Below are 23,702 nucleotides of genomic sequence, written 5' to 3'. Positions count from 1 at the left end.
CCGACATGTCCGGCGCGCCCGCGCTGACCACGCTGCTGCTGCCGCCCCGGTCCCGTTTCGCCGGGCAGGCCCTGCCTCCGGCGCTGGCACGCAGACTTGGGAGGGGTGATCGCCTGGACGACCGCCAGAGCGGAGGCGTGGCGCAGTTGCAACGCCACTTCGAACTTCTGCCGCGCGGCTGCTGGCCGATGGCTGCCATTACCCGCGCCCGCGATGCCGACGATGCCCATCTGCATGCCTGGCTGCGCGCCGATCCGGCCTGTGCGCGTCCCGACATGACCGGTGTCCGTGTCTTGGCGATCGGCGAACTGGGACTTTCCGCGGACGAGGCGGAAGCCTTGCTGCAGCCCTTGCGGCCGCTGTTCGGCGACGCCGGCTTCCGGATATCCGCGCCCGTGCCCTCACGCTGGTACCTGTCGCTTCCGCTCGAAGCGCGCCTTCCGGCCTTCTCTCATCCCGAGGACGGGCTCGGCGGCGACCTGTTCGAGTACCTGCCGGACGGCCCCGAGGGCAGGCGCTGGCGGGCCCTGCTCAACGAGGCCCAGGTGATTCTGCACAACCACCCGGTGAACCTGGCCCGCGCCGAGGCCGGCCGGCCGGTCGCCAACAGCCTGTGGTTCTGGGGCGGCGGCCGGCTGCCCGACCGCGTGCGTAGCCCGCACACCGGAGTGGCGAGCCGCGAGTCCGAGCTCCTGTCCCTGGCAGCTCTGGCGGAACTGCCGGTCGGTGCCGGCCCGCAAGCCAGCCTGATCGACCTGCGCGGCCTGCGGGAGCTGGCGGCGCTGTCGGTGGCGATGGAAGACGCGCTCGGCCGGAGTCCGGAGGTCTGCCTGGACTTCGCCGATGGGGCGGCCTGGCGGATCCGCCCGGGCCAGGGCTGGCGCTGGTGGCGCCGGCGACAGGCCGCTCTGGCATGAACAGGCTACGCCTGCGTCGCAGGCCGGTGCCGGCATCCGGCCCATGGCCGGCGTCGGTGCCGCCTGCACTGCGCCGGGTTTGCGCTGCCCGCGGCGTCCTTGGGCCCGAGGACGCCGAACTGAGGCTGGCGCGCCTGGCGCCGCCGGAGGGCCTGAGCGGCATGGCTTCGGCGGTGGAGCTGTTGCGGGCGGCCATTGCCGAGGACCGGCATATCGTCGTGGTCGGAGATTTCGATTGCGACGGCGCCACTGGCACCGCTGTCGCGGTGCGCGGGCTGCGTATGCTTGGCGCGCGGCGGGTGTCCTACCGCGTGCCGCATCGGCTGATGCACGGCTACGGCCTGTCGCTGGCACTGGTGGACGACCTGCGGCGTTTGCGACCCGATCTGGTGCTGACCGTGGACAGCGGCATCGCCTGCCACGCCGGCATCGCGGCGGCTCGGGCCGAAGGCTGGCGGGTGCTGGTGAGCGACCATCATTTACCCGCTTCCTCGCTGCCCGAGGCGGACGCAATCGTCAATCCCAACCTGCCCGGGGATGCCTTCCCCAGCAAGGCACTGGCCGGTGTGGGTGTCGTGTTCTATCTGCTGCTGGCCCTGCGTCAGCGGCTGCGCGCGGACGGTGCCTTCGCCCGGCGGCTGCCGGAACCGGACCTGGGAGAACTGCTGGACCTGGTGGCCGTGGGTACGGTGGCGGACCTGGTGCCGCTGGACTACAACAACCGCCTGCTGGTGGCGGCGGGCCTGCGCCGCCTGCGCGAAGGCCGGTGCCGGCCCGGCCTGCGGGCCCTGGTCGAGCTGGCGGGCCGGGAACCGGCCCTGTTGTCCGCCGGCGACATCGGTTTCGGCCTGGCGCCACGCCTGAACGCCGCCGGCCGGCTGGACGACATGAGCCTGGGCATCGAATGCCTGCTGTGCGACGAGCCGGAGCGGGCCCGTGAGCTGGCCCTGATGCTCGACGGCATCAACGCCGAGCGACGCGAACTGCAGGCGCAGATGCTCGAGCAGGCCGAGCGGCTGGCCGCAGCGACGGTGGAGGGGCAGGGCGGGCTGCCCGACCTGGTCTGCGTGCACGACCCGGCCTGGCATGCCGGGGTGGTCGGCCTGGTCGCTTCGAAACTCAAGGATCGCTGGCATCGGCCGGTGATCGCCTTCGCCGGCGAGGAAGAAGGCGAAGGAATGCTGAAGGGTTCGGCGCGCTCGATTCCCGGTCTGCACATCCGGGACGCCCTGGCGGCGGTGGATGCGCGCCATCCCGGCCTGATCGGCCGTTTCGGCGGACACGCCATGGCCGCGGGCCTGAGCCTGGCGCCGGAGCAGCTGGCGGCCTTCGCCGAGGCCATGCGTGTCGAGGTCGGCCGGCGCCTGAGCGAGGAACAGCGGCTGTGCGAGCTCTGGACCGACGGCGAGCTGGCGCCGGAGGAGATCGAGCGCGGCCTGGCCGAGCGTTTACGCCTGGCCGGGCCCTGGGGCCAAGGCTTCCCCGAGCCGGTGTTCGAGGGCGAGTTCGAGCTGCTGGAGGCACGCGAGGTCGGTCGCGGCCACCTGCGCATGCGCCTGCGTCATGCCGACGGCGGGCCGGTGCTGGGCGGCATCCAGTTCGGCGGCTGGACCGGCGAAAGGCCGCCCGGGCGCCTGCGCCTGGCCTACGAGCTGGACCTGGACGACTGGGGCGGCCGCCGCGGCGTACAGCTGCGGGTGCGTCACCTGGAGCCTGCGCCGATGGTATGATTCGCGGCCTTTCGAGCCACTCGTCACCGCGGATCAGCATGGAACTCAATCCCATCCGCCAGCGGATCGCCGACCTCCGGGAACGGCTGGATTCGCTCAGGGGGTATCTTTGACTTCGACCGCAAGGTCGAACGTCTCGAGGAAGTGAACCGGGAGCTGGAGAGCCCTGATGTCTGGAACGACCCCGAACGGGCCCAGGCACTGGGTCGTGAGCGTTCCGCGCTGGAAAAGGTGGTGGTCGGCATCCGCAGCCTGACCGAGAACCTGGCTGGCGCCGGTGAGCTGCTCGAGCTGGCGGAAATGGAGAACGACGAGGACACCGTCGCCGCGGTGGCTGCCGACGTCAACCGTTACGAGCGCGATGTCGCCCAGCTGGAGTTCCGCCGGATGTTCTCCGGCAAGATGGACTCGGCCAATGCCTTCGTGGACATCCAGGCCGGCGCCGGCGGCACCGAGGCCCAGGACTGGGCCGAGATGCTGCTGCGCATGTACCTGCGCTGGTGCGAATCGCGCGGCTGGAAGACCGAGCTGCTGGAAGTGAGCGGCGGCGAAGTCGCCGGCATCAAGTCGGCCACCTTCCGGGTCGAGGGCGAATACGCCTACGGCTGGCTCAAGACCGAAACGGGCGTGCACCGCCTGGTGCGCAAGTCTCCTTTCGATTCGGACAACCGCCGGCATACCAGCTTCACCTCGGTTTTCGTCAGTCCCGAGGTGGACGACGACATAGACATCGAGATCAACCCGGCCGACCTGAAGACCGACGTCTACCGTTCCTCCGGCGCCGGCGGCCAGCACGTCAACAAGACCGAGTCGGCGGTACGCATCACCCACGTGCCCAGCGGCATCGTGGTGGCCTGCCAGACCGAACGTAGTCAGCATGCCAACCGCGACCGCGCCATGAAGATGCTGGCGGCCAAGCTGTACGAGCTGGAAATGCAGAAGCGCAATGCCGAGCGCGATGCCTTGGAAGCCAGCAAGTCCGACATCGGCTGGGGCAGCCAGATCCGCAACTACGTGCTCGACCAGAGCCGGATCAAGGACCTGCGCACCGGCGTCGAGCGCAGCGACACCCAGAAGGTGCTCGATGGCGACCTGGACGAGTTCATCGAGGCCAGCCTGAAGGCCGGCCTGGATGCCGGCGCCAAGCGCGCCGACGCCTGAGCCATCCCCCGACCACGCCGCACCGCCAGCGAGTCCGCCATGACCGATACGCCCGCTTCCCCGCCTGCCGCCGACGAGAACATGCTGATCGCCGAGCGCCGGTCGAAACTGGCGGCGCTGCGCGGCAAGGGCGTCGCCTTCCCGAACGATTTCCGCCGCTGCGACTATGCCGGCGACCTGCAGGCCGAGTACGCCGATGCCGAACGCTGGGACGCGCCGGCGCTGGAGGCGTCGGGGCGCCGGGTGGCCGTGGCCGGACGGCTGATGGCCAAGCGGGTGATGGGCAAGGCTGCCTTCGCCCATCTCCAGGACATGAGCGGGCGCATCCAGGTGTTCCTGCAGGCCAACGTGCTGGGCGAGGCCTACGAGGCCTTCAAGGGCTGGGACATCGGCGACATCGTCGGGGTCGTGGGCGGCATGACCCGGACGAAGACCGGCGAGCTGTCGGTCCGCGCCGAGCGCCTGCGCCTGCTGACCAAGTCGCTGCGGCCGCTGCCGGACAAGTTCCACGGCCTGGCTGACGTCGAGCAGCGCTACCGCATGCGCTACGTGGACCTGGTGATGAATCCGGAGGCGCGTGAGGTGTTCGTCAAGCGCTCCCGCATCGTCGCCGAGATCCGCCGCTGGCTGGATGCCCGGCGTTTCCTCGAAGTGGAGACGCCGATGATGCATTACATCCCGGGCGGTGCCACGGCGCGGCCCTTCGTCACCCACCACAATGCGCTGGACATCGACCTGTACCTGCGTGTGGCGCCCGAGCTCTACCTCAAGCGCCTGGTGGTCGGCGGCCTGGAGCGGGTGTACGAGATCAACCGCAACTTCCGCAACGAGGGTGTGTCCACCCGGCACAACCCCGAGTTCACGATGCTGGAGCTGTACGAGGCCTACGCCACCTACACGGACGTGATGGACCTGACCGAGGCCATGATCCGCGACGTGGCGGCGACGGTCTGCGGAGGCACGCGGATGCACTGGGAGGGCCGTGACATAGACCTGGGCCCGGCCTTCCGGCGCTGGCGCCTGGAGGAGGCGGTGCGCGAGCACAACCCACAGATCAGCGAGGCCGACTGCCGCGACCGCGAGGCCCTGGCCCGGCATTGCGTCAGCCTGGGTATCCACGTCAAGCCGGCTTACGGTTGGGGCAAACTGCTGCTGGAGATCTTCGAGAAGACCGTCGAGGCCGGGCTGCTGCAGCCGACCTTCATTACCCATTACCCGGTGGAAGTCTCGCCGCTGGCCCGAGAGTCCGACAGCGAGCCCGGCATCACCGATCGTTTCGAGCTGTTCATCGGTGGCAAGGAGATGGCCAATGGCTTTTCCGAGCTCAACGATCCCGAGGACCAGAAGCGGCGGTTCCTGGACCAGGTGGCGGCCAAGGAAGGCGGCGACGACGAGGCCATGCACTACGACGCCGACTACATCCGTGCGCTCGAGTACGGCCTGCCGCCGACCGGCGGGCTCGGTGTCGGCATTGACAGGCTGGTCATGCTGCTGACCGGCTCGGCCTCGATCCGGGACGTGTTGCTGTTTCCGTACATGCGGCCGGAAACCTGAACCGCCCTCTTCAGGCCTTGGGCAGGAAGCATCGCTAACCGCTTGCCGGTAAAGGCGGAGCAGGGGTAGGCTCCGGGTCAGAGCCCGCCCCCCGGGGCTGCGCGCATACGCGCCGGAGAACCGCATGAATGTCCTCATCGTCGACGATCAGCCCTCGCAGCGGACCATGTTCCGCCACCTGCTGGAGGACATCAGCCCGGAGGTGAAGGTGACCGACTTCGGCGATCCGGTCGAGGCCCTGTTGTGGTCGCAGCGCAACCAGCCCGATCTGCTGCTGCTGGACTACCGCATGCCCAAGCTGGACGGGCTGGAGTTCGCCCGCCGCTTCCGCCGGCCGCTGTCGCACCGGGACGTTCCGATCGTGCTGATTACCGTCGTCGGCGACGAGCCGATCCGCAACGCCGCCCTCGAGGCCGGGGTCATCGATTTTCTGGTCAAGCCCGTGCGGCCCCGGGAACTGCGCTCGCGCTGCCGGAATCTGCTGGCATTGCGCCAGCAGCAGCAGAACCTGAAGTCGCGGGCGCACGAGTTGGAACGGCAGCTGCTGGCCCGCATGCACGAGTTGGACGAGCGCGAGCGGGAGATCCTGAATCGCCTTGCCAGGGCCACGGGCCACCGGGATGGCAATGCGCCGGGCCATCTGGAACGGATAGGGCGTTACTCTGCCCTGATCGCCGAGGCGCTTGGCCTGGGTGAGGACGAGGTGAAGATGATCGAGCTGGCGGCGCCGCTGCACGACATCGGCAAGATCGGCATCTCGGATGCCATTCTGCTGAAACCCGGGCCGTTGGACGAGCGGGAGCTGAAGGAAGTACGTCGGTATCCCCGTCTTGGCTACGAGATACTGAGCGACAGTAGCAGCAAGTTCGTCCAGGTCGGCGCCACGATAGCGCTCCGTCACCACGAACGCTGGGATGGGACCGGCTATCCCGACGGCCTGGCCGGCGAGGACATTCCGCTGCCCGCACGAATCGTCGCCGTCTCCCAGGTGTTCGAGGCGCTGACGACGGACCGGCCCTACCGGCCGTCCTGGACGCTTCAGGCCGCCTTCGACCATCTCCGCGAACAGTCAGGCAAACAGTTCGATCCGGCGGTGGTGGCGGCTGCCCTGTCCAGAAGGGAACGGATGGAGGAAGTCTTCCGTTACTTCTCCCCGAGTCGTCCGCGCGGCTGAGTCGGGACGGGCCTGCATCCGCTGGCGCCTGCATGATTCGCGCATTCGCCAATCGCCCTGACAGCGAGCACGGCCAGGCGCTGACGCGTTTCGCCGTGACCATGGTCATCCTGGTCTACCTGTTGGGGGTGACTTACGGTTCGGAGGTCGACAACGAGCCGTTGAGGCTGGTTTTCCTCTTCTTCGCCATCGAAGGGGTAGTGGGTCTCGGCATCCTGATCGCCATTGTGCTCAATCCGGGCGTGTCGCACGTGCGCCGGGTCATCGGCATGTTGTCGGATTACGCGATGATGGGTGCCGCCATGCACGTGCTGGGCGAATCGCTCGCCCCGGTGTATGTCGTGCTGATGTGGGTAACCATCGGAAACGGCCTGCGCTTCGGTGAACGTTATCTGATCGCGGCAATCCTGATGGCCAGCGCCAGTTTTCTGGCTGTCATCCTCACTACGCCTTACTGGCAGCAGAACCAGATGCTGGCCTGGGGCCTTCTCTTGGGGCTCAGCGCGATTCCGGCGTATCTCACTTCGCTGCTGCGCGCGCTGACCAGGGCAACCGCCGAAGCCAAGCGCGCCAGCGAGGCCAAGACCCGGTTCCTGGCCAACATGAGTCATGAGTTCCGCACGCCGCTCAACGGCATAGTCGGCATGTCGCAACTCCTGAGCACGACCCACCTCAGCCAGGAGCAGCGCGAGTGCACGGAAGTCATCCAGACCTCGGCCCGGGCCCTGCTGGCCCTGGTCGAGGATGTGCTGGACATCTCGGCGATCGAGGCCGGAAAACTCAAGTTGATGGTGGAAGACTTCCGCCTGCGCGAGTTGATCCGGGGAGTCCAGGTGATGCTCCAGCCTTCCGCGGCCGAGAAGGGGCTCGCTTTCGTGGTCACCGTGTCCGACCGCGTTCCGGATGCCTTGCACGGGGATGCCGGGCATCTGCGTCAGATCCTGGTCAACCTGCTCAACAACGCGATCAAGTTCACCGACGTCGGCAAGGTGGCACTCGAAGTGGCGATTGCGCCGCCGCGCAAGCGGGAGGTGTCGGAGCGGGCTGCCGAGTCGGCGCCAGAGATCATGCTCAGGTTTTCGGTGCGGGATACCGGCATCGGTATCCCGCAGGAGGCGCAGAAGCGATTGTTCGAGGCCTTCGAACAGGTGGACTCGGGCAGAACCCGCCGCTACGGCGGCACCGGCCTTGGCACCACTATCGCCAAGGGTCTGGCGGAAACCATGGGGGGGCGTCTGGGCTTCGAGAGCGAAGAGGGGGCAGGCTCGCATTTCTGGGTGGAGCTTCCCTACCGGTTGGCGGAAGGCAGCACCTTGCCGGCGGAGGCCGAGGGCGCCAACGTCATTGCCTTCGACGACCCGTTCGTCAGGCATCGGGCCCGGGTCAAACCGCTGCGGCTTCTCATTGCCGACGATCATCAGGCCAACCGGATGGTGTTGCGTCGTCTGCTGGAGAAGGCCGGGCATGCGGTCGAGGAAGTGGATACCGGAGACGCGGTGCTGAACCTGATGGCGGAGCGTGATTTCGATGCGGTCATCATTGATCTGCACATGCCCGGCATCAGCGGCCTGGACATCCTGCGGGAAGTCCGGGTGATGGAAGCGGGCAGCGGTCACCGCACGCCGTTCATGGTGCTCACCGCCGATGTCACGCCGGAGGCCATCCAGGCATGCGAACAGGCCGGGGCAAGGGCATTTCTGCCCAAGCCGGTGGTGGCGGCGCGGTTGCTCGAGTCGCTGGCGGAGATGGCGCTGGGGAGCAGTGACGACGCGTCCTCGGCGGGTGCGTCGCAGGTCGGCGGCGCGACGGCCGTGGTGCTGGACGACAGTGTGCTCGGCGAACTCGCGGAGTTGAACCTGGGCAAGGATTTTGTCAGGAACTTCGTGCAGCAGTGCCTGCGCGACGGGCTACGCTGCCTGAACTCGCTGGAGCAGTGCGCGGCGATGTCCGACTGGGACGGATTCCGCGACCAGTGTCATGCCCTCAAGGGCGTGGCGGGCAATCTGGGCATGTCTCGGGTCGCCGCCATGGGCGGCGAAGTCATGCGGCTGCCGAACTGGCAGCTGGCCAAGGAGTGGCGCGCCCGGGAGCGCGCGTTGCGGGAACAGTTCGAGCTCGCGCGCGAGGCCCTGGCCCGACTGCCCTCCCGGTCGGGAGGGCAGTGCTCGGACGATGCCTCGGGCTGAGCGCCCAGGCCAAGGCCAGGTCAGAGCGATGCGGCCAGGCTGGTGGCGGCCGCGGCCTCGCCGGCGCGGCGCTCCTGGGCCCTGACCAGCCTTTCCATGGTGCGCAGCGAACGCTCGCCCAACTGCATGGCGGTGTCCACCCAGATCTCGGTGATCCGCATGAGTTCTTCCAGCGAAGCCGGACGGGCGTAGTCGCGGACCTGCTGCAGCGCCAGCCTGGCATGCGGCGAGCGCCGGTGCTGCCGGAGCAGGTCCTGGACCGCCTGCACGCCCTGGCCCCTGGGAACGACCAGGTCCACGATACCCATGGCGTACATCTGCTCAGCGGTATACACGTTTCCGTCCAGCATGAGCTTCTCCGCCTGCACCGGACTGACCCGTCGGCAAAGGAAGGTGTACGCGCCCATGCCGGGGAACAGGTCGAACAGCACCTCGGGGAAGCCGAGAGCGGCCCCCTCCTCGGCGACCAGCGTCTGGCAGGAAAGCGCCAGTTCGAGTCCGCCGCCCAAGGCGTCGCCCTGGACCAGGGCAATGGTGTTTACCCGCCCGCCCAGCTGGGTGTGCAGGTGGTAGACGCCTTCGACGCACATCCGCGCATAGGCCAGCAGGGAAGCACGATCGCGCTCGCGGATCAGCCGTGCAAACAGCTCGAGGTCGCCGCCGAGGTTGAACGCGGAAGCGTCCGAGCAGATGACCAGGTGGTCCAGACCGGGTTCCCGGCCGTCTATCGCGGTCTGCCGGCTGCGCTGGCTGACATTGGCCAGGTAGTCGCGCATCTCCTTCATCAGGTCCAGGCTGAAGCAGGGGCGTCCGGGCGCCGCACCCTGTGCGCGGTGGGCGTGCATGTACATCCAGCTGGTACGGGTGGTCGGGTCTTCCTGGCAGCGTATGGTGCGGTAGCTGTAGGGGCGGTTGGGCAGTTCTACGACAGGGCTCATGGTCGTGTCCTCGGCGCTGAGGGGACTAGATGCCGCCGGCATCGGCCGTACGGCTGCGGGGAAACGTTGGCGGCTGGCCAACGCTTCCGATTCTAGACCCGGTTCCGCCCCGCTTGTAAACCGGCCGTGGTTCTGCTAGGCCCGTGGCAGCTGCCTCAGGCCTGGGCGGCCGCCTCCCTGAGCTCCCGACGCAGGATCTTGCCCACGTTCGACTTGGGAAGCTCGGTCCTGAACTCGACGAACTTGGGCTGCTTGTAGCCGGTGAGCTTGTCCCGGCAGAACGCCTTTACGTCCTCGGCGGTGAGGTTGCCATCGCGCCGGACGATCACCACCTTGACCGCTTCGCCCGAGCGCTCGTCCGGCACGCCCACCGCGGCGACCTCCAGCACGCCCGGCATCAGGGCGATGACGTCTTCCACCTCGTTCGGATAGACGTTGAACCCGGACACCAGGATCATGTCCTTCTTCCTGTCCACGATATAGAAGAAGCCCTTCTCGTCCATCTTGGCCATGTCGCCGGTGTGCAGCCAGCCTTCGGAGTCGATGACCTTGGCGGTTTCCTCCGGGCGGTTCCAGTAGCCGGCCATCACCTGCGGGCCCTTGATGCACAGCTCGCCCACCTCTCCGGCCGGAAGCTTCTCTCCGTTCTCACCCTTGATGCAGGCGTCGGTGGACGAGATCGGCAAGCCGATCGACCCGTTGTAATCGGGCAAGTCCATCGGGTTGATACAGGCGGCAGGAGAGGTTTCCGTCAGGCCGTAGGCCTCGACCAGTGTGCAGCCGGTCACCTTTTTCCAGCGTTCAGCCACGGCCCTCTGCACCGCCATTCCGCCACCGAGCGTGAGATGGAGTCCCGAGAAGTCGACCTTTTCGAAGCCAGGCGTATTCAGCAAGCCGTTGAACAAGGTGTTGACACCGGTGATGGCGGTGAACCTGATCTTGCGCAGCTCGGCGACGAAGCCCTTCATGTCGCGCGGATTGGTGATCAGGTGGTTCAGGCCGCCGAACTTCATGAACACCAGGCAGTTCGCGGTGAGCGCGAAGATGTGGTAGAGCGGCAGCGCGGTGACGATGGTTTCCTCGCCCATCCTGGCATTCGTGCCTATCCAGACCGACGCCTGCTGCATGTTCGCCACCAGATTGCGGTGGGTGAGCATGGCGCCCTTGGCCACGCCGGTGGTGCCGCCGGTGTACTGCAGGAAGGCGATGTCATGGCCGCGGATGTCCAGGGCCGGAAGTTCGTGCCGCTCGCCCAGGTGCAGCGCCTCGTTGAACCGGATCGAGCCCGGCAGGGAATACTCGGGTACCTGCCGGCGCACGTGCCTGAGCACGAAATTGACCACGGGGCCCCTGGGGAATCCCAGCATGTCGCCTACGCCGGTCACCAGTACCTGCTGCAGCCGGGTGTCGGCCAGCACCTGCTGCACCACGTGGGCGAAGTTCTCCAGTACGACGATGGCGGCCGCGCCGGAATCCACCAGCTGGTGCTTCAGCTCGCGGGCGGTATACATCGGATTGGTGTTGACCACGGTCAGGCCGGCTCGCAGCACTCCGAAGATGGCGATCGGATACTGCAGGATGTTCGGCATCATCAGGGCGACCCTGTCACCCTTCTTGAGTTTCAGCTCGTGCAGCAGGTAGCTGGCGAAACGGGCACTCAAGCGGTCAACGTCGGCATAGCTGAGCCGCTTGCCGAAGTTGGAAAAAGCCGGGCGTTCGGCGTACTGGCGGCAGGTTTCCTCGAGCACGGCTACGATGGACGGGTACTTGTCCACATCCACTTCCGCCGGAATGCCCGGCGGGTAGCTGGCCAGCCAAGGACGCTCAGAGACCATGCAAACCCCCACGACGAATGTTTTCCGCGGCCCGCACCCTTGCCCGCCATACGGCGGGGCATCGAGTTCGAGTGTTTGCTCGATTGGACCACAGCCCCCCGGGGCAGGCAAGGCGCGGGCTGCCCGGTTCGCGGGCTTGCTGCTGGGCTTGCTGGTGAGCCTGGCGGGCTGCAGCCGGGAACCGCCCGAGCAGGCGCTCCGGGCGACCATCGCCGCCATGGAGGCCGCCGCCGAGGCCCGCGACAGCGAGGCCTTGCTCGAGCGGCTGTCCGAGGATTTCGTCGGCCCCGACGGCATGGACCGGGAGCGCTTGCGTCGCTACCTGGCCCTGATCTGGCTGCGCAACCGTGAGGTCGGGGTTGGCCTTGGGCCGATCCAGGTGGAACTGGTTGGTCTGGGCGCGCGCGCCGAGTTCACGGCCACGACCCGCGGCGGCGGCGGGCTGGTTCCCGACCGTGTATACCGCGTGAAGACCGGCTGGAGGATGGAGGCCGGACAATGGCGCCTGCTGTCCGCCGAGTGGGAGCCGGTGCTGTGAGAGCACGGCCGACCACCGGTGGAATGTGAGCGTACGGCCGGCCACCAGCGGAGGATGACGCGCGAGGGCGGGGAGCCGTACCTCGGCGCACCATGCGTCCCGGGAGAGCCGCCGCCCGGGACGCCGGCGTCCGCTCAGGCCGCCTTGCGTGCCGCCAGCTGCCGCAGCACGTAGTGCAGGATGCCGCCGTGGCGGTAGTACTCCACTTCCTTGGGCGTCAGCAGCAGAACCTGGACCTGGAAACGGATTTCGGTGCCGTCCGGACGCCGGGCCACGACGGTGGCCTGCCTGGCCGTACCATCCTGCAGGCCGGTGACGTCGATCACCTCGTCGCCCTTCAGGCCCAGGCTCTGGGCGTTCTGCCCGGGCAGGAATTGCAGCGGCAGCACACCCATGCCAACCAGGTTGGAGCGGTGGATACGTTCGAAACTCTCGGCGATCACCGCCTTCACGCCCAGCAGCTTGGTGCCCTTGGCCGCCCAGTCACGGCTCGAGCCGGTGCCGTACTCCTTGCCGGCCAGCACCACCAGCGGAACGCCCTCCGCCTTGTAACGCATGCAGGCGTCGTAGATCGGCAGCTTCTCCCCCGTCGGGTAGTGGATGGTATTGCCGCCTTCCTCGCCGCCCAGCATCAGGTTCTTGATGCGGATGTTGGCGAAGGTGCCGCGCACCATCACGTCGTCGTTGCCGCGGCGCGAGCCGTAGCTGTTGAAGTCGGCCGGCTGCACACCGCGCGACTGCAGGAACTTGCCGGCGGGCGAGCTGGCCTTGATGCTGCCGGCCGGGCTGATGTGGTCGGTGGTGATGGAGTCGCCGAAGATGCCCATGATGCGGGCGCCGTTGATGTCGGCGATCGAGCCCACTTCCATCGTCATGCCCTCGAAGTAGGGCGGATGCTTGATGTAGGTGGAGCTGCCGTCCCAGGCGTAGATGGCGCCGTCCGGCGAGGCGATCTGGTTCCAGCGGCTGTCGCCGGCGAAGACGTTCTGGTAGTTCTGCTTGAACATCTCCGGGCCGATGGTGCTGGCGATGAAGTCGCCGATTTCCTTGTTGCTCGGCCAGATGTCGCGCAGGTAGACCGGCTGGCCGTCGCTGCCGATGCCCAGCGGCTCGCTGCTGAGGTCGATGTCGACCGTGCCGGCGATGGCGTAGGCGACCACCAGCGGCGGCGAGGCCAGGTAGTTCATCTTGACCTCGGCGTGGACGCGGCCCTCGAAGTTGCGGTTGCCCGACAGCACCGAGGCGACCACCAGGTCGCCCTGGGCGATGCCGGCGCTGACCTCGGTGGGCAGCGGGCCGGAGTTGCCGATGCAGGTGGTGCAGCCGTAGCCGACCACGTAGAAGCCGAGCTTCTCCAGGTCGGCCAGCACGCCGGCCTTCTTCAGGTAGTCGGTGACCACCAGCGAGCCGGGGGCGAGCGAGGTCTTGACCCAGGGCGCGGGCTTGAGGCCCTTGGCCACGGCGTTGCGGGCCAGCAGGCCGGCGCCCAGCATCACCGCCGGGTTGGAGGTGTTGGTGCAGGAGGTGATCGCGGCGATCACCACGGCGCCGTCCTTGAGGGTGACCTTCTGGCCGTTGATCTCGATCTCGGCCATGCCCTTGGGCAGCACTTCGTTGTTGCCGATGGCGGTGCCGCCGCCCTCGTTCTCCAGGCGGCGCTCCTCGGAGGTCTTGCCGTTGCGGTGGGCGACCAGCGGACCGAGGTTGTCACGGTAGTTCTGCTTGACGTCGGTCAGCAGCACGCGGTCCTGCGGGCGCTTCGGGCCGGCCAGCGAGGGCTTGACCTCGCCCATGTCCAGCTGCAGCACGGAGCTGTACTCGGCGTCCGCCTGGCCCGGGTTGCGCCACAGGCCCTGGGCCTTGGCATAGGCCTCGACCAGGGCGATCTGCTCTTCGCTGCGGCCGGACAGGCGCAGGTAGTTCAGCGACTCGTTGTCGATCGGGAAGATGCCGCAGGTGGCGCCATACTCGGGGGCCATGTTGGCGATGGTGGCGCGGTCGGCCAGCGGCAGGTGGTCGAGGCCGTCGCCGAAGAACTCGACGAACTTGCCCACCACGCCGTGCTTGCGCAGCATCTGGGTGACGGTCAGCACCAGGTCGGTGGCGGTGGCGCCCTCCGGCAGCTTGCCGGTCAGCTTGAAGCCGACCACCTGCGGAATCAGCATCGAGCTGGGCTGGCCCAGCATGGCCGCCTCGGCCTCGATGCCGCCGACGCCCCAGCCCAGCACGCCGATGCCGTTGATCATCGTCGTGTGCGAGTCGGTGCCGAAGACGGTGTCCGGGTAGGCGATGACCTGGCCGTCCTTCTCGGCGGTCATCACCACCCGGGCCAGGTGCTCGAGGTTGACCTGGTGGACGATGCCGGTGTTCGGCGGCACCACCTTGAAGTTGTCGAAGGCCTTCTGGCCCCAGCGCAGGAAGCTGTAGCGCTCGCGGTTGCGCTCGAACTCGATCTTGCCGTTGAGGTCCAGGGCCTCGGGCTTGCCGAACACGTCCACCTGCACCGAGTGGTCGATCACCAGCTCAGAGGGGATCAGCGGGTTGATCTGCTTGGCGTCGCCTCCCAGCTTCACCACCGCGTCGCGCATCGCCGCCAGGTCCACCACGCAGGGCACACCGGTGAAGTCCTGCAGGACGACGCGGGCGGGCATGAAGGCGATCTCGGTGTCCGGCTCCTTCTTCGCGTCCCAGTTGGCGACCGCTTCGATGTGCTCCTTGCCCACCGTCACGCCATCCTCGCAGCGCAGCAGGTTCTCCAGCAGGATCTTCATCGAGTAGGGCAGGCGCGCCAGGTTGAAGCGCTGGCCCAGCTTCGGAAGGCTGAAGTAGGCGTAGGTCTTGCCGTTGACGGTCAACTGGTCGCGGGTGGCGAAGGAGTCGCTCATGGACAGGCTCCGGGCATGGATCGGGGAAGGGCTGGGAGGTGTCGCGCGGGGTCGCCGCGTGAGCCCGGTATTATGCCCGAAGTGACGCCGTTCTGCCGCTCAGGCGGACTGCTGCAGCCATTCCCTTGCGGCGGAAACAAGGTCCCGGCGCCGTAGCAGGAAGTCCCAGTAACTGCCGCCCAGTTGCCGCCACAACACCGCTGCGCGCAGCGCGGCCAGGAGGGTGGCGCGCACTTCGCCCACCAGCTCCGGCTGGCCCAGGTAGACGGGGTTGCCCTGCACGAGCACGCGCGGACCGATCGGGGTGATCTGCCGCACGTAGAGTTCTCCCAGCCGTTGCAGCACGGTCGGATGGGTCGGACCAAAGTGCTCGCGCTGGCGGGCAATGTCCTCCAGCGCGTCGCGGACCGCCTGCGGCGCGCTGCGGTGGGCGACGAATCGGCGCTCCAGGTGCAGCACGGTCATGGCCATGCGGGTCAGGGCGGGGTCGCGGCCGGTTCCGCCCTCGAGCTGGTTCAGCAGCCGGCGCAGGCCAGGCGCCAGCGCCGCCGCCCCGCCGAACACCGCCTCGGCCGATTCGGCGTCGAAGCGGAACAGGGCATCGATGACCGTGGCCAGCGGCGCCGTCTGGGCCTGCCCGGTCTGGGCCATCTGCTGCACCAGTTGCACGGCCTGCATCAGGCCGGCGAGGGCGAGGGCACGATCCTTCATGGACTTCCTGCGGTTCCGGGTTCGGGGGCGTCGGTGCCGGCGATGACGGCGCCGCCCAGGCATTCCTCGCCGCGGTAGAGGACCAGGGACTGGCCCGGCGTCACCGCCCGCTGCGGGGAGGCGAAGGCTACGGAAAGCCGGCCATCGGCGTCCAGCCGCACCTGGCAATCCTGGTCGGGCTGGCGGTAGCGGGTCTTGGCCGTGCAGGTGAAGGTTTCGCCCGGCGGCGCCCCGGCCACCCAGTGCGCCGGCTCGGTCCAGGCCCGCCGCGACATCAGCCAGGGGCTGTCCTCGCCCTGGTCGACGTAGACGATGTTGCGGGCCACGTCCTTGCCGACCACGTACCAGGGCGCCTGCGGCCGGCCGCGCAGGCCGCCCAGGCCGAGGCCGCCGCGCTGGCCGAGGGTGTAGTACCAGCAGCCGGCGTGTTCGCCCAGGGCCTGGCCGCGCACGTCGCGGATCTCGCCCGGCTGCGCCGGGATCCAGCGCGAGAGGAATTCGCGGAAGTCCCGCTCGCCGATGAAGCAGATGCCGGTGGAGTCCTTCTTGGCCGCCGTCGGCAGGCCGGCCTCGGCGGCCAGGCGGCGGACCTCGGCCTTGGGCAGGTGGCCGATCGGAAACAGGGTGGCGGCCAGCTGCTCCTGGCCCAGCTGGTGCAGGAAGTAGCTCTGGTCCTTGCCCGCATCGACGCCGCGCAGCAGGCGCCAGCGGCCGTCCAGGCAGTCCACCCGGGCATAGTGGCCGGTGGCGATGCGCCCGGCGCCCAGGGCCCGGGCCTCGTCCAGGAAGGTGCGGAACTTGATCTCCCGGTTGCACAGCACGTCGGGATTGGGCGTCCGTCCCGCCCGGTACTCGGCCAGGAAGTGCTCGAACACGCCGGCCCAATACTCCTTGGCGAAGTTGCGGGCGAAGAAGGGGATGCCCAGCAGGCCGGCCACCCGCAGGGCGTCGCGACGGTCTTCCTCGGCCCGGCAGCCGCTGTCGTCCTGCTCGTCCCAGTTCTGCATGAACAGGCCGGCAACGGACCGGCCCTGGCGCTTGAGGAGCAGGGCGGCCACCGAGGAGTCGACGCCGCCGGACAGGCCGACGATGACCTCAGGGCCGCTCATGGGCAGTGGGTCAGGGCGTCCAGGGGCAGCCGGCGCCCCGCCAGGTAATCTTCGACCACCCGCCAGACCAGCGGGCTGCGATGCCGGGTCCGCCGGGCAGCGAGCTCGGCCGGACTGAGCCAGAGCGCCCGGACGATACCTTCGTCCAGGGGCCGGTCGGGGTGGTGCCGGACCGGTTCGGCGGCGAAGGCCAGTCGCAGGAAATGCCGGCCGTCCCGCGGCGAGGTCCACTGGTAGGCGCCGACGAAGGCAGTCAGGGCCACTTCCCAGCCGGTCTCCTCGAGGGTTTCGCGCAGGGCGGCGGCCGGCAGCGTCTCCTCCGGCTCGAGATGGCCGGCCGGCTGGTTCAGCACCTGCTGGCCGGACACCGTCTCTTCCACCACCAGCAACCGCCCGTCGCGCACCACCACGGTGGCGACGGTGACGTCCGGCTGCCAGAAGCGGCCCTGGCGATAGCTCAAAGCTGGTCTCCGCCCACCAGGTCCAGTTCCAGCTCGTCGGCGATGGAGGCGGCCGCGTCGATGGACTCGTCCAGCACGTCGGCGCTGGCATCGGCGTCGATCTTGATCACGTACACGGCCGTGTTGCCCTGCTTGACCCAGCCACCCAGCTTGCGGGCGTGGCTGTCCTCGAGCAGGCGGTTGGCCACCGAGGCGGGGAAGCTGTCGATCTGGGACTGGTAGCCCGGCGACCAGATCTCCCGGACCCGCTGGTGGTTGGTCTCTTCCACCACCGACCGGACCCAGACCAGTTGCGTGCGTTCGTCGTCTATGCGCACGACGATCTGGAAATCGCCGTCATCGTCGATGGTGTAGGGCGTGCCCTTGGCGTCCAGTTTGGCCTGCACGCCGCGATCGGCCTCGGCGGCCAGGGCGGGGCCGGCCAGGCAGAAGGCAAGGGCCGGAACGAGGAGGCGGGCGAGGCGGCGCGAAGCGGTGTGCATGGGAACCCCTTGGGTAGGGCCGGGCAGGTCCGGCCGGGGCATTGTCCCGCCAAGCCGCACCGGCCGTCCATCGCCGCCCTATAATCCGGCCATGGCCAACGAGTCCCGTCCCGAACGCGACCACGGTGAATGCCTGACGGTGCAAACCGTCCGGCCCGAAGTCAGCCGGCCGCCGTTGTACCAGGTGGTCCTGCTCAACGACGACTTCACCCCCATGGACTTCGTTGTCGAAGTCCTGCAGCTTTTTTTCGCCATGAACCGGGAGAAGGCCACCCAGGTCATGCTCCATGTGCATACCCGCGGCAAGGGCGTTTGCGGCGTCTACACGCGGGAGGTGGCTGAATCCAAGGTAAGCCAGGTCAACGACTTTTCCCGGCAGCACCAGCACCCCTTGTTGTGCACGATGGAAAAGGCCTAGGCTGGCCCCATATCGGGGCAAACCCCAAGGGAGTCCCCCATGTTCAGCAAGGACCTCGAGTACACCATCGGCCAGTGCTACAAGCAGGCCCGCGAAGCCCGCCATGAGTTCATGACGGTCGAGCACCTGCTGCTGGCCCTGCTGGACAATCCTTCCGCCGCCGGGGTGCTCAAGGCCTGCGGCGCCGACCAGCCGCGGCTGGCCACCGGCCTGCGCCAGATCATCGCCGACACGGTGCCGGTGCTGCCGCCGGACGACCCGCGCGACACCCAGCCCACCCTGGGTTTCCAGCGGGTGCTCCAGCGTGCGGTCTACCACGTGCAGTCCTCCGGCAAGAAGGAGGTCACCGGCGCCAACGTGCTGGTGGCCATATTTGGCGAGAAGGATTCCCACGCGGTGTACTTCCTCAACCAGCAGGAGATCACCCGCCTGGATGTGGTGAACTACCTCTCGCACGGTATCGCCAAGGTCGGCGACGGCAGCGAGGAAAAGGCCGCGCCCGAACCCAAGCCCGAAGGCGAGGAGGGGGGTGAGTCCAGGTCCAATCCGCTGCAGGAATTTGCCAGCAATCTCAACGAGCTGGCCCGCGAAGGCAAGATCGACCCGCTGATCGGCCGCGAGGCCGAGGTCGAACGCACCATTCAGGTGTTGTGCCGGCGCCGCAAGAACAACCCGCTGTTCGTCGGCGAGGCCGGCGTCGGCAAGACCGCCCTGGCCGAGGGCCTGGCCTGGCGCATCGTCGAGGGCAAGGTGCCTGCCGTGCTGAAGGACGCGGTCATCTATTCGCTGGACCTGGGCGCGCTGGTGGCCGGCACCAAGTACCGCGGCGACTTCGAGAAGCGGCTCAAGGCGGTGATCCAGCAGATCCGCAAGGAGCCCGGCGCCATCCTGTTCGTGGACGAGATCCACACCATCATCGGTGCCGGCTCGGCCTCGGGCGGCACCATGGATGCCTCCAACCTGATCAAGCCGGTGTTGCAGAGCGGCGAACTGCGCTGCATCGGCTCGACCACCTTCCAGGAGTATCGCGGCGTCTTCGAGAAGGACCGGGCGCTGGCGAGGCGGTTCCAGAAGATAGACGTGGTGGAACCGACCGTGGCCGAGGCCGTCGCCATCCTCAATGGCCTGAAGGCCCGTTTCGAGGCCCACCACGAGGTCGAATACGCGCCGGATGCGCTGCAGGCGGCGGTGGACCTGTCAGTCAAGCACATCACCGACCGGCTGTTGCCGGACAAGGCCATTGACGTCATCGACGAGGCCGGCGCCCGTCAGCGCCTGCTGGACGAGGACAAGCGCAAGAAGGTGGTGGACGTCGAGGAGATCGAGCTGATCGTGGCCAAGATGGCCCGGATCCCGACCAAACAGGTCAGCGCATCGGACAAGGACGTGCTGAAGAACCTCGAGCGCAACCTGAAGATGGTGATCTTCGGTCAGGATCCGGCCATCGAAACCCTGGTGGCGGCGATCAAGCTGGCCCGGTCCGGCCTGGGCAATCCGGACAAGCCGATCGGCAACTTCCTGTTCGCCGGCCCCACCGGCGTGGGCAAGACCGAGGTGACCCGGCAGTTGGCCCTGCAGTTGGGCATCGAGCTGGTGCGCTTCGACATGTCCGAGTACATGGAACCGCATTCGGTCAGCCGCCTGATCGGCGCGCCCCCGGGCTACGTCGGCTTCGACCAGGGCGGGCTGCTGACCGAGAAGGTGGTCAAGACGCCGCACTGCGTGCTGTTGCTGGATGAGATCGAGAAGGCCCACCCGGACGTGTTCAACATCCTGCTGCAGGTGATGGACCGCGGCGTGCTCACCGATACCAATGGCCGGGAGGCGAATTTCCGCAACGTGGTGCTGGTGATGACCACGAATGCCGGCGCCGCCCAGGCCTCGCGCCGCAGCATGGGTTTCATCGAGCAGGACCATGCCACCGACGCGATGGAGGTGATCCGCCGCTCGTTCACGCCGGAGTTCCGCAACCGCCTCGACGCGGTGGTGCAGTTCCGGCCGCTAGAGCAGGAGCACATCCTGCGGGTGGTGGACAAGTTCCTGATCGAGCTGGAAACCCAGCTGCACGAGAAACACGTGGTGCTCAACGCCACCGCCGAAGCCAGGCAGTGGTTGGCCCTGCACGGCTTCGACCCGCAGATGGGCGCCCGGCCCATGGCCCGGCTGATCCAGGACCGGATCAAGCGCCCCCTGGCCGACGAGCTGCTGTTCGGCAAGCTGGCCGACGGTGGCCGGGTCACGGTGGACGTGCGTGAGGACCAGCTGGTGGTGGAGGCCCAGCCCGAGCCGGAGAAGCTGCTGCCGGCAACGGTCTGAGCGCCGGAGCGAAGGCGGGCGGAAAACGAAACGGCGGCCCGGAGCCGCCGTTTCGCTTCCTGCCGGGCCCGTCACTTCATGCGGTAGGTGATGCGGCCCTTGGTCAGGTCGTAAGGCGTCATCTCGACCTTGACCCGGTCGCCGGTGAGGATGCGGATGTAGTTCTTGCGCATGCGCCCGGAGATGTGGGCAGTGATGATGTGGCCGTTTTCCAGCTTGACCCTGAACATGGTGTTCGGAAGGGTCTCCAGGACCGTGCCTTCGAACTCGATGGAATCGTCTTTGGACATTCGCGCCTTGTTTGGGCGGTTGGACGGAAGTCGGAAGCCGCGCATTCTGCCACGGTCGCTTCGGTGATGCAAAAAAATGGTTAAGCGGCCGGGGCTTGCGTGAGCGAGGCGGCCGGAATCGCCCCCACGGCTGCTGTCCAGGGCCCCAGCCGGCCCCCAGCATCCACCAAGGCCGGCAGACGCGCCAGGAAGTCCTGGCGGGGAATCGCACGGCCGCCCAGGAAGCGCAGGTGCGGGTTCTCGACCTGGGCGTCGATCCAGGGCCAGGACCAGCCGGACAGGATCCGCCCCAGAGCCGCCAGGGCCACTTTCGAGGCGCCGGACTGGCCACTGAACATGCTTTCCGCGCAAAAGAGCCGCCCCACCGCCACCCCGTACAGCCCGCCCACCAGGCGTTCGCCATCGAAGACCTCGATGCTGTGGGCGTGGCCGAGCCGGTGCAGCCCGGCGTAGGCCGCCTGTATCTCCGGGGTAATCCAGGTGCCGTCCTGGCCCGGTCTCGGCGCCATGGCGCAGGATCGGATCACTTCCCAGAAGCAGGTGTCGGCCCGCACCGTCCAGGGGCAGCGGCGCAGTTCCCGGCGGAAACGTGATGACAGGTGGATACCGTCGGTGTCGAAGACCAGGCGCGGGTCCGGGCTCCACCACAGCAGGGGTTCGCCCTCGGAGTACCAGGGGAAGATGCCGCGGCGGTAGGCCGCCAGCAGCCGGCGCGGGGACAGGTCGCCGCCCCAGGCCAGCAGGCCGTTGGGCTCGTCCAGGGCTCGCGACGGCGGCGGGAAATCCTCGGGCCGGTCAGGCCGCAGGCGGGGTATCGGCAGGATGCTCACGGTAGGGACTATGCCGCATCAGCCGATCCCGCCAGCGGGCTACGGCCCGGGATTCGTCCGCGCACCAGTCGGCCACTGCGGCGAAGAAGGCGGGGTTGGCCAGCCAGTGGCGGCTGCGGGTCGGTTCGGGCAGAAAGCCGCGGGCGATCTTGTGTTCACCCTGGGCGCCGGGCTCGAACACCGCCAGGCCCTCGCGCAGGCAGTAGTCGATGCCCTGGTAGTAGCAGGTCTCGAAATGCAGGCCGGGAGCGGGCCATGGGTCGCGGCAGCCCCAGTAGCGGCCGTACAGGCGATCGCGGCCGCGCAGGCAGAGGGCGCCCGCCACGGTTTCGCCGTCCCGCTCGGCCAGGATCAGAAGCAGGCCACGGGGCAGGGCCACGGCCAGGTGCCGGAAGAAGTCCAGGCTCAGGGCCGGGTGGTTGCCGTAGGCGGCAAAGGTGCCGCAGTAGAAGGCATGCATGTCGGCCAGGTCGGCGTCGCTGGCCTCGTCACCGTGGACGATCCGGAAGCGGAAGCCGGCCCGCTGCACCTTGTCGCGTTCCTGGCGGATGTTCTTGCGCTTGTGCCGGCGCAGATCGGCGAGGAAGGCGGCGAAGTCCGGCCAGCCGCGATTGCGCCAGTGGTACTGCAGGTCGGTGCGGAGCAGCCAGCCCTCGTCGAAGGCGGCGTCCTCGCCCGCTTCGTGGAAGTTCACATGCAATGAGGACAGGCCGTCGCGCCGGGCCTGTTCACGCATCGCCTCGGCCAGGAGGGCGCGGTCGCCGTCGCGCCGTGCCAGCAGGCGCGGCCCTGTCACCGGCGAGTAGGGCACCGCCACCAGCCACTTCGGGTAGTAGTCCAGGCCGGCTCGGCGCCAGGCCTGTGCCCAGGCCTGATCGAAGACGAACTCGCCGTGGGAATTGCCCTTCAGGTAGGCCGGCGCCGCCGCCACCAGCTCGCCGTCGCGCCACAGGCTGGCGTGGCGGGGCCGCCAGCCCCAGGCCGGGCGCAGGCAGCCGGTGCGCTCGAGGCCGGCCAGGAAGGCATGGGTCAGGAAGGGGTTGCCACCGTCGTGCAGGCGGTCCCAGGCAGGCGCGGGGATCTCGTCGAGCGCGTCGTGGAGACAGAGTTCTTCCATCGCCGCATCGGGATCGGCCGGTCGGGCCGGGACGAGTTCAGTCGCCCTGGTCCAGGAACTTCTCGGCGTCCAGCGCCGCCATGCAGCCGGAACCGGCCGAGGTGATCGCCTGGCGGTAGACCTGGTCGGCGACGTCGCCGGCGGCAAACACCCCCGGTACGCTGGTCGCCGTGGCATTGCCCTCCAGCCCCGACTTCACCTGGATATAACCGTTGCGCATGTCCAACTGCCCCTCGAACAACGAGGTGTTCGGGGTATGGCCGATGGCCACGAAGAAGCCCTGCACGGCGATCTCGCGGGTGCTGTCGTCCTTCGTCGAGCGGATACGCATGCCGGTGACGCCGCTGTCGTCGCCCAGCACCTCGTCCACGGTGTGGTCCCAGATGATCTCGATCTTGCCGGCCTGGGCCTTGGCGAACAGCTTGTCCTGCAAGATTTTCTCGGCCCGCAGCTTGTCGCGCCGGTGCACCAGGTAGACCTTGCGGGCGATGTTGCTGAGGTACAGGGCCTCTTCGACCGCCGTATTGCCGCCGCCGATCACTGCCACGTCCTGGTCGCGGAAGAAGAAGCCGTCACAGGTGGCGCAGGCCGAGACGCCCTTGCCCATGAACCTGCGCTCGCTTTCCAGGCCCAGGTACTTGGCGCTGGCGCCGGTGGCGATGATCAGGGCGTCGGCGGTGTATTCGCCATTGTCGCCGACCAGGCGGAACGGCCGCCGGGACAGGTCGGCGGTATGGATGTGGTCGAACACGATCTCGGTGTCGAAGCGCTCGGCGTGGGCCTGCATGCGCGCCATCAGGTCCGGGCCCATCAGTCCGTGCGCGTCGCCGGGCCAGTTGTCCACCTCGGTCGTGGTCATCAGCTGACCGCCCTGCTGCAGGCCGGTGACCAGCACCGGCTTGAGGTTGGCGCGGGCGGCATAGACGGCGGCGGCGTAACCGGCGGGGCCGGAGCCGAGGATGAGCAGGCGGCAGTGCTTCGGGGCGGTCATGTATGATGCTTCGGTGTCTGCGAAAGCTCCGTAGCTTGGAGGGCGCAGGGGGGCAAATC

Annotated in this window: 20 protein-coding genes; 9 read left to right on the top strand and 11 right to left on the bottom strand. The window is 68.2% G+C overall.

The annotated features are described in order from the left end of the window. Nucleotides 1-5: 5 nt before the first annotated feature. From F0415_RS00625 to F0415_RS00600, 6 genes are all read left to right on the top strand, one after another. Nucleotides 6-917, top strand: coding sequence for a phosphoglycerate mutase (locus F0415_RS00625; RefSeq protein WP_149859260.1), 912 nt, complete (start codon nt 6-8; stop codon nt 915-917). Continuing rightward, nucleotides 914-2,647, top strand: a complete 1,734-nt coding sequence (recJ, locus tag F0415_RS00620) for a single-stranded-DNA-specific exonuclease RecJ (protein ID WP_149859259.1) — start codon at nt 914-916, stop codon at nt 2,645-2,647. Before F0415_RS00625 ends, recJ begins: the two co-directional genes overlap by 4 nt. Before the next feature lie 38 nt (nt 2,648-2,685). Next, nucleotides 2,686-3,808 (top strand): peptide chain release factor 2 gene (gene prfB / locus F0415_RS00615; RefSeq protein ID WP_149859258.1). Its coding sequence is split into 2 segments (ribosomal slippage): nt 2,686-2,757 and nt 2,759-3,808, totalling 1,122 coding nucleotides; the frame shifts between segments, so codons are not numbered across the junction. A gap of 39 nt (nt 3,809-3,847) precedes the next feature. After that, a complete protein-coding gene (gene lysS, locus F0415_RS00610) occupies nt 3,848-5,362 on the top strand; it encodes a lysine--tRNA ligase (RefSeq protein ID WP_149859257.1) in 1,515 nt (504 codons plus the stop codon). A gap of 124 nt (nt 5,363-5,486) precedes the next feature. Further along, a complete protein-coding gene (locus F0415_RS00605; protein WP_149859256.1) occupies nt 5,487-6,536 on the top strand; it encodes an HD domain-containing phosphohydrolase in 1,050 nt (349 codons plus the stop codon). Between the two features lie 32 nt (nt 6,537-6,568). After that, entirely contained in the window at nt 6,569-8,722 is a 2,154-nt protein-coding gene (locus F0415_RS00600) for an ATP-binding protein (protein ID WP_149859255.1), read from the top strand. A gap of 20 nt (nt 8,723-8,742) precedes the next feature. Here F0415_RS00600 and F0415_RS00595 read toward each other — a convergent pair whose 3' ends face one another. Both F0415_RS00595 and F0415_RS00590 read right to left on the bottom strand, forming a co-directional pair. Beyond that, on the bottom strand, nt 8,743-9,660 hold the full coding sequence (locus tag F0415_RS00595) for a crotonase/enoyl-CoA hydratase family protein (protein ID WP_149859254.1): 918 nt from the start codon (nt 9,658-9,660) through the stop codon (nt 8,743-8,745). A gap of 155 nt (nt 9,661-9,815) precedes the next feature. Then, nucleotides 9,816-11,495 (bottom strand): AMP-binding protein, encoded by a 1,680-nt coding sequence (locus F0415_RS00590; protein ID WP_149859253.1) that lies wholly within the window; start codon nt 11,493-11,495, stop codon nt 9,816-9,818. Between the two features lie 136 nt (nt 11,496-11,631). On the opposite strand from F0415_RS00590, the gene F0415_RS00585 reads away from it, so the two are divergent. Then, on the top strand, nt 11,632-12,033 hold the full coding sequence (locus tag F0415_RS00585; RefSeq protein ID WP_149859252.1) for a nuclear transport factor 2 family protein: 402 nt from the start codon (nt 11,632-11,634) through the stop codon (nt 12,031-12,033). A gap of 134 nt (nt 12,034-12,167) precedes the next feature. On the opposite strand, the gene acnA is transcribed toward F0415_RS00585, so the two are convergent. The 5 genes from acnA to F0415_RS00560 form a co-directional block, all read right to left on the bottom strand. Next, nucleotides 12,168-14,918, bottom strand: a complete 2,751-nt coding sequence (gene acnA, locus F0415_RS00580) for an aconitate hydratase AcnA (RefSeq protein WP_149859251.1) — start codon at nt 14,916-14,918, stop codon at nt 12,168-12,170. A gap of 99 nt (nt 14,919-15,017) precedes the next feature. Further along, nucleotides 15,018-15,629: a high frequency lysogenization protein HflD gene (gene hflD, locus F0415_RS00575; RefSeq protein ID WP_149859250.1), complete on the bottom strand. Its 612-nt coding sequence runs from the start codon at nt 15,627-15,629 to the stop codon at nt 15,018-15,020. Next, a complete protein-coding gene (gene mnmA / locus F0415_RS00570; RefSeq protein ID WP_149859249.1) occupies nt 15,626-16,738 on the bottom strand; it encodes a tRNA 2-thiouridine(34) synthase MnmA in 1,113 nt (370 codons plus the stop codon). Before mnmA ends, hflD begins: the two co-directional genes overlap by 4 nt. Then, entirely contained in the window at nt 16,735-17,199 is a 465-nt protein-coding gene (locus F0415_RS00565; RefSeq protein ID WP_149859248.1) for an NUDIX hydrolase, read from the bottom strand. The genes mnmA and F0415_RS00565 overlap by 4 nt, the downstream gene beginning before the upstream one ends. Continuing rightward, nucleotides 17,196-17,681 (bottom strand): hypothetical protein, encoded by a 486-nt coding sequence (locus F0415_RS00560; RefSeq protein WP_149859247.1) that lies wholly within the window; start codon nt 17,679-17,681, stop codon nt 17,196-17,198. The genes F0415_RS00565 and F0415_RS00560 overlap by 4 nt, the downstream gene beginning before the upstream one ends. A gap of 91 nt (nt 17,682-17,772) precedes the next feature. Here F0415_RS00560 and clpS point away from each other — a divergent pair, with 91 nt between their 5' ends. Both clpS and clpA read left to right on the top strand, forming a co-directional pair. Then, complete coding sequence (clpS, locus tag F0415_RS00555; RefSeq protein ID WP_149859246.1) at nt 17,773-18,099, top strand: ATP-dependent Clp protease adapter ClpS; 327 nt, start codon at nt 17,773-17,775, stop codon at nt 18,097-18,099. A 39-nt stretch (nt 18,100-18,138) separates the two neighbouring features. Next, on the top strand, nt 18,139-20,415 hold the full coding sequence (gene clpA, locus F0415_RS00550; protein WP_149859245.1) for an ATP-dependent Clp protease ATP-binding subunit ClpA: 2,277 nt from the start codon (nt 18,139-18,141) through the stop codon (nt 20,413-20,415). 71 nt (nt 20,416-20,486) lie between these two features. Here the strand turns inward: clpA and infA are convergent, their stop codons facing one another. The 4 genes from infA to trxB form a co-directional block, all read right to left on the bottom strand. After that, nucleotides 20,487-20,705, bottom strand: coding sequence for a translation initiation factor IF-1 (infA, locus tag F0415_RS00545; RefSeq protein ID WP_149859244.1), 219 nt, complete (start codon nt 20,703-20,705; stop codon nt 20,487-20,489). Nucleotides 20,706-20,785: 80 nt separating this feature from the next. Beyond that, nucleotides 20,786-21,535: a leucyl/phenylalanyl-tRNA--protein transferase gene (aat, locus tag F0415_RS00540; protein ID WP_149859243.1), complete on the bottom strand. Its 750-nt coding sequence runs from the start codon at nt 21,533-21,535 to the stop codon at nt 20,786-20,788. Continuing rightward, the gene (locus F0415_RS00535) at nt 21,501-22,652 is read right to left on the bottom strand and encodes a GNAT family N-acetyltransferase (protein WP_149859242.1); all 1,152 of its coding nucleotides are present in this window, start codon (nt 22,650-22,652) and stop codon (nt 21,501-21,503) included. The genes aat and F0415_RS00535 overlap by 35 nt, the downstream gene beginning before the upstream one ends. A 37-nt stretch (nt 22,653-22,689) precedes the next feature. Continuing rightward, on the bottom strand, nt 22,690-23,643 hold the full coding sequence (gene trxB / locus F0415_RS00530; protein WP_149859241.1) for a thioredoxin-disulfide reductase: 954 nt from the start codon (nt 23,641-23,643) through the stop codon (nt 22,690-22,692). Nucleotides 23,644-23,702 lie beyond the last annotated feature (59 nt).

Source organism: Arenimonas fontis (genome assembly GCF_008386465.1).
Taxonomy (GTDB): Bacteria; Pseudomonadota; Gammaproteobacteria; order Xanthomonadales; family Xanthomonadaceae; genus Arenimonas; species Arenimonas fontis.
Note: the sequence above shows the minus strand (reverse complement) of the source record. Positions and strands in the feature narration are given on the sequence as shown.

Excerpts from the sequence above, each read along its gene's own strand:
- clpA (WP_149859245.1), top strand. The coding sequence starts at position 18,139 with ATGTTCAGCAAGGACCTCGAGTACACCATCGGCCAGTGCTACAAGCAG.
- F0415_RS00595 (WP_149859254.1), bottom strand. The coding sequence starts at position 9,660 with ATGAGCCCTGTCGTAGAACTGCCCAACCGCCCCTACAGCTACCGCACC.
- acnA (WP_149859251.1), bottom strand. The coding sequence starts at position 14,918 with ATGAGCGACTCCTTCGCCACCCGCGACCAGTTGACCGTCAACGGCAAG.
- F0415_RS00600 (WP_149859255.1), top strand. The coding sequence starts at position 6,569 with ATGATTCGCGCATTCGCCAATCGCCCTGACAGCGAGCACGGCCAGGCG.
- clpS (WP_149859246.1), top strand. The coding sequence starts at position 17,773 with ATGGCCAACGAGTCCCGTCCCGAACGCGACCACGGTGAATGCCTGACG.
- F0415_RS00560 (WP_149859247.1), bottom strand. The coding sequence starts at position 17,681 with ATGCACACCGCTTCGCGCCGCCTCGCCCGCCTCCTCGTTCCGGCCCTT.
- infA (WP_149859244.1), bottom strand. The coding sequence starts at position 20,705 with ATGTCCAAAGACGATTCCATCGAGTTCGAAGGCACGGTCCTGGAGACC.
- F0415_RS00590 (WP_149859253.1), bottom strand. The coding sequence starts at position 11,495 with ATGGTCTCTGAGCGTCCTTGGCTGGCCAGCTACCCGCCGGGCATTCCG.
- F0415_RS00625 (WP_149859260.1), top strand. The coding sequence starts at position 6 with ATGTCCGGCGCGCCCGCGCTGACCACGCTGCTGCTGCCGCCCCGGTCC.
- mnmA (WP_149859249.1), bottom strand. The coding sequence starts at position 16,738 with ATGAGCGGCCCTGAGGTCATCGTCGGCCTGTCCGGCGGCGTCGACTCC.
- F0415_RS00605 (WP_149859256.1), top strand. The coding sequence starts at position 5,487 with ATGAATGTCCTCATCGTCGACGATCAGCCCTCGCAGCGGACCATGTTC.
- lysS (WP_149859257.1), top strand. The coding sequence starts at position 3,848 with ATGACCGATACGCCCGCTTCCCCGCCTGCCGCCGACGAGAACATGCTG.
- recJ (WP_149859259.1), top strand. The coding sequence starts at position 914 with ATGAACAGGCTACGCCTGCGTCGCAGGCCGGTGCCGGCATCCGGCCCA.
- hflD (WP_149859250.1), bottom strand. The coding sequence starts at position 15,629 with ATGAAGGATCGTGCCCTCGCCCTCGCCGGCCTGATGCAGGCCGTGCAA.
- trxB (WP_149859241.1), bottom strand. The coding sequence starts at position 23,643 with ATGACCGCCCCGAAGCACTGCCGCCTGCTCATCCTCGGCTCCGGCCCC.
- F0415_RS00535 (WP_149859242.1), bottom strand. The coding sequence starts at position 22,652 with ATGGAAGAACTCTGTCTCCACGACGCGCTCGACGAGATCCCCGCGCCT.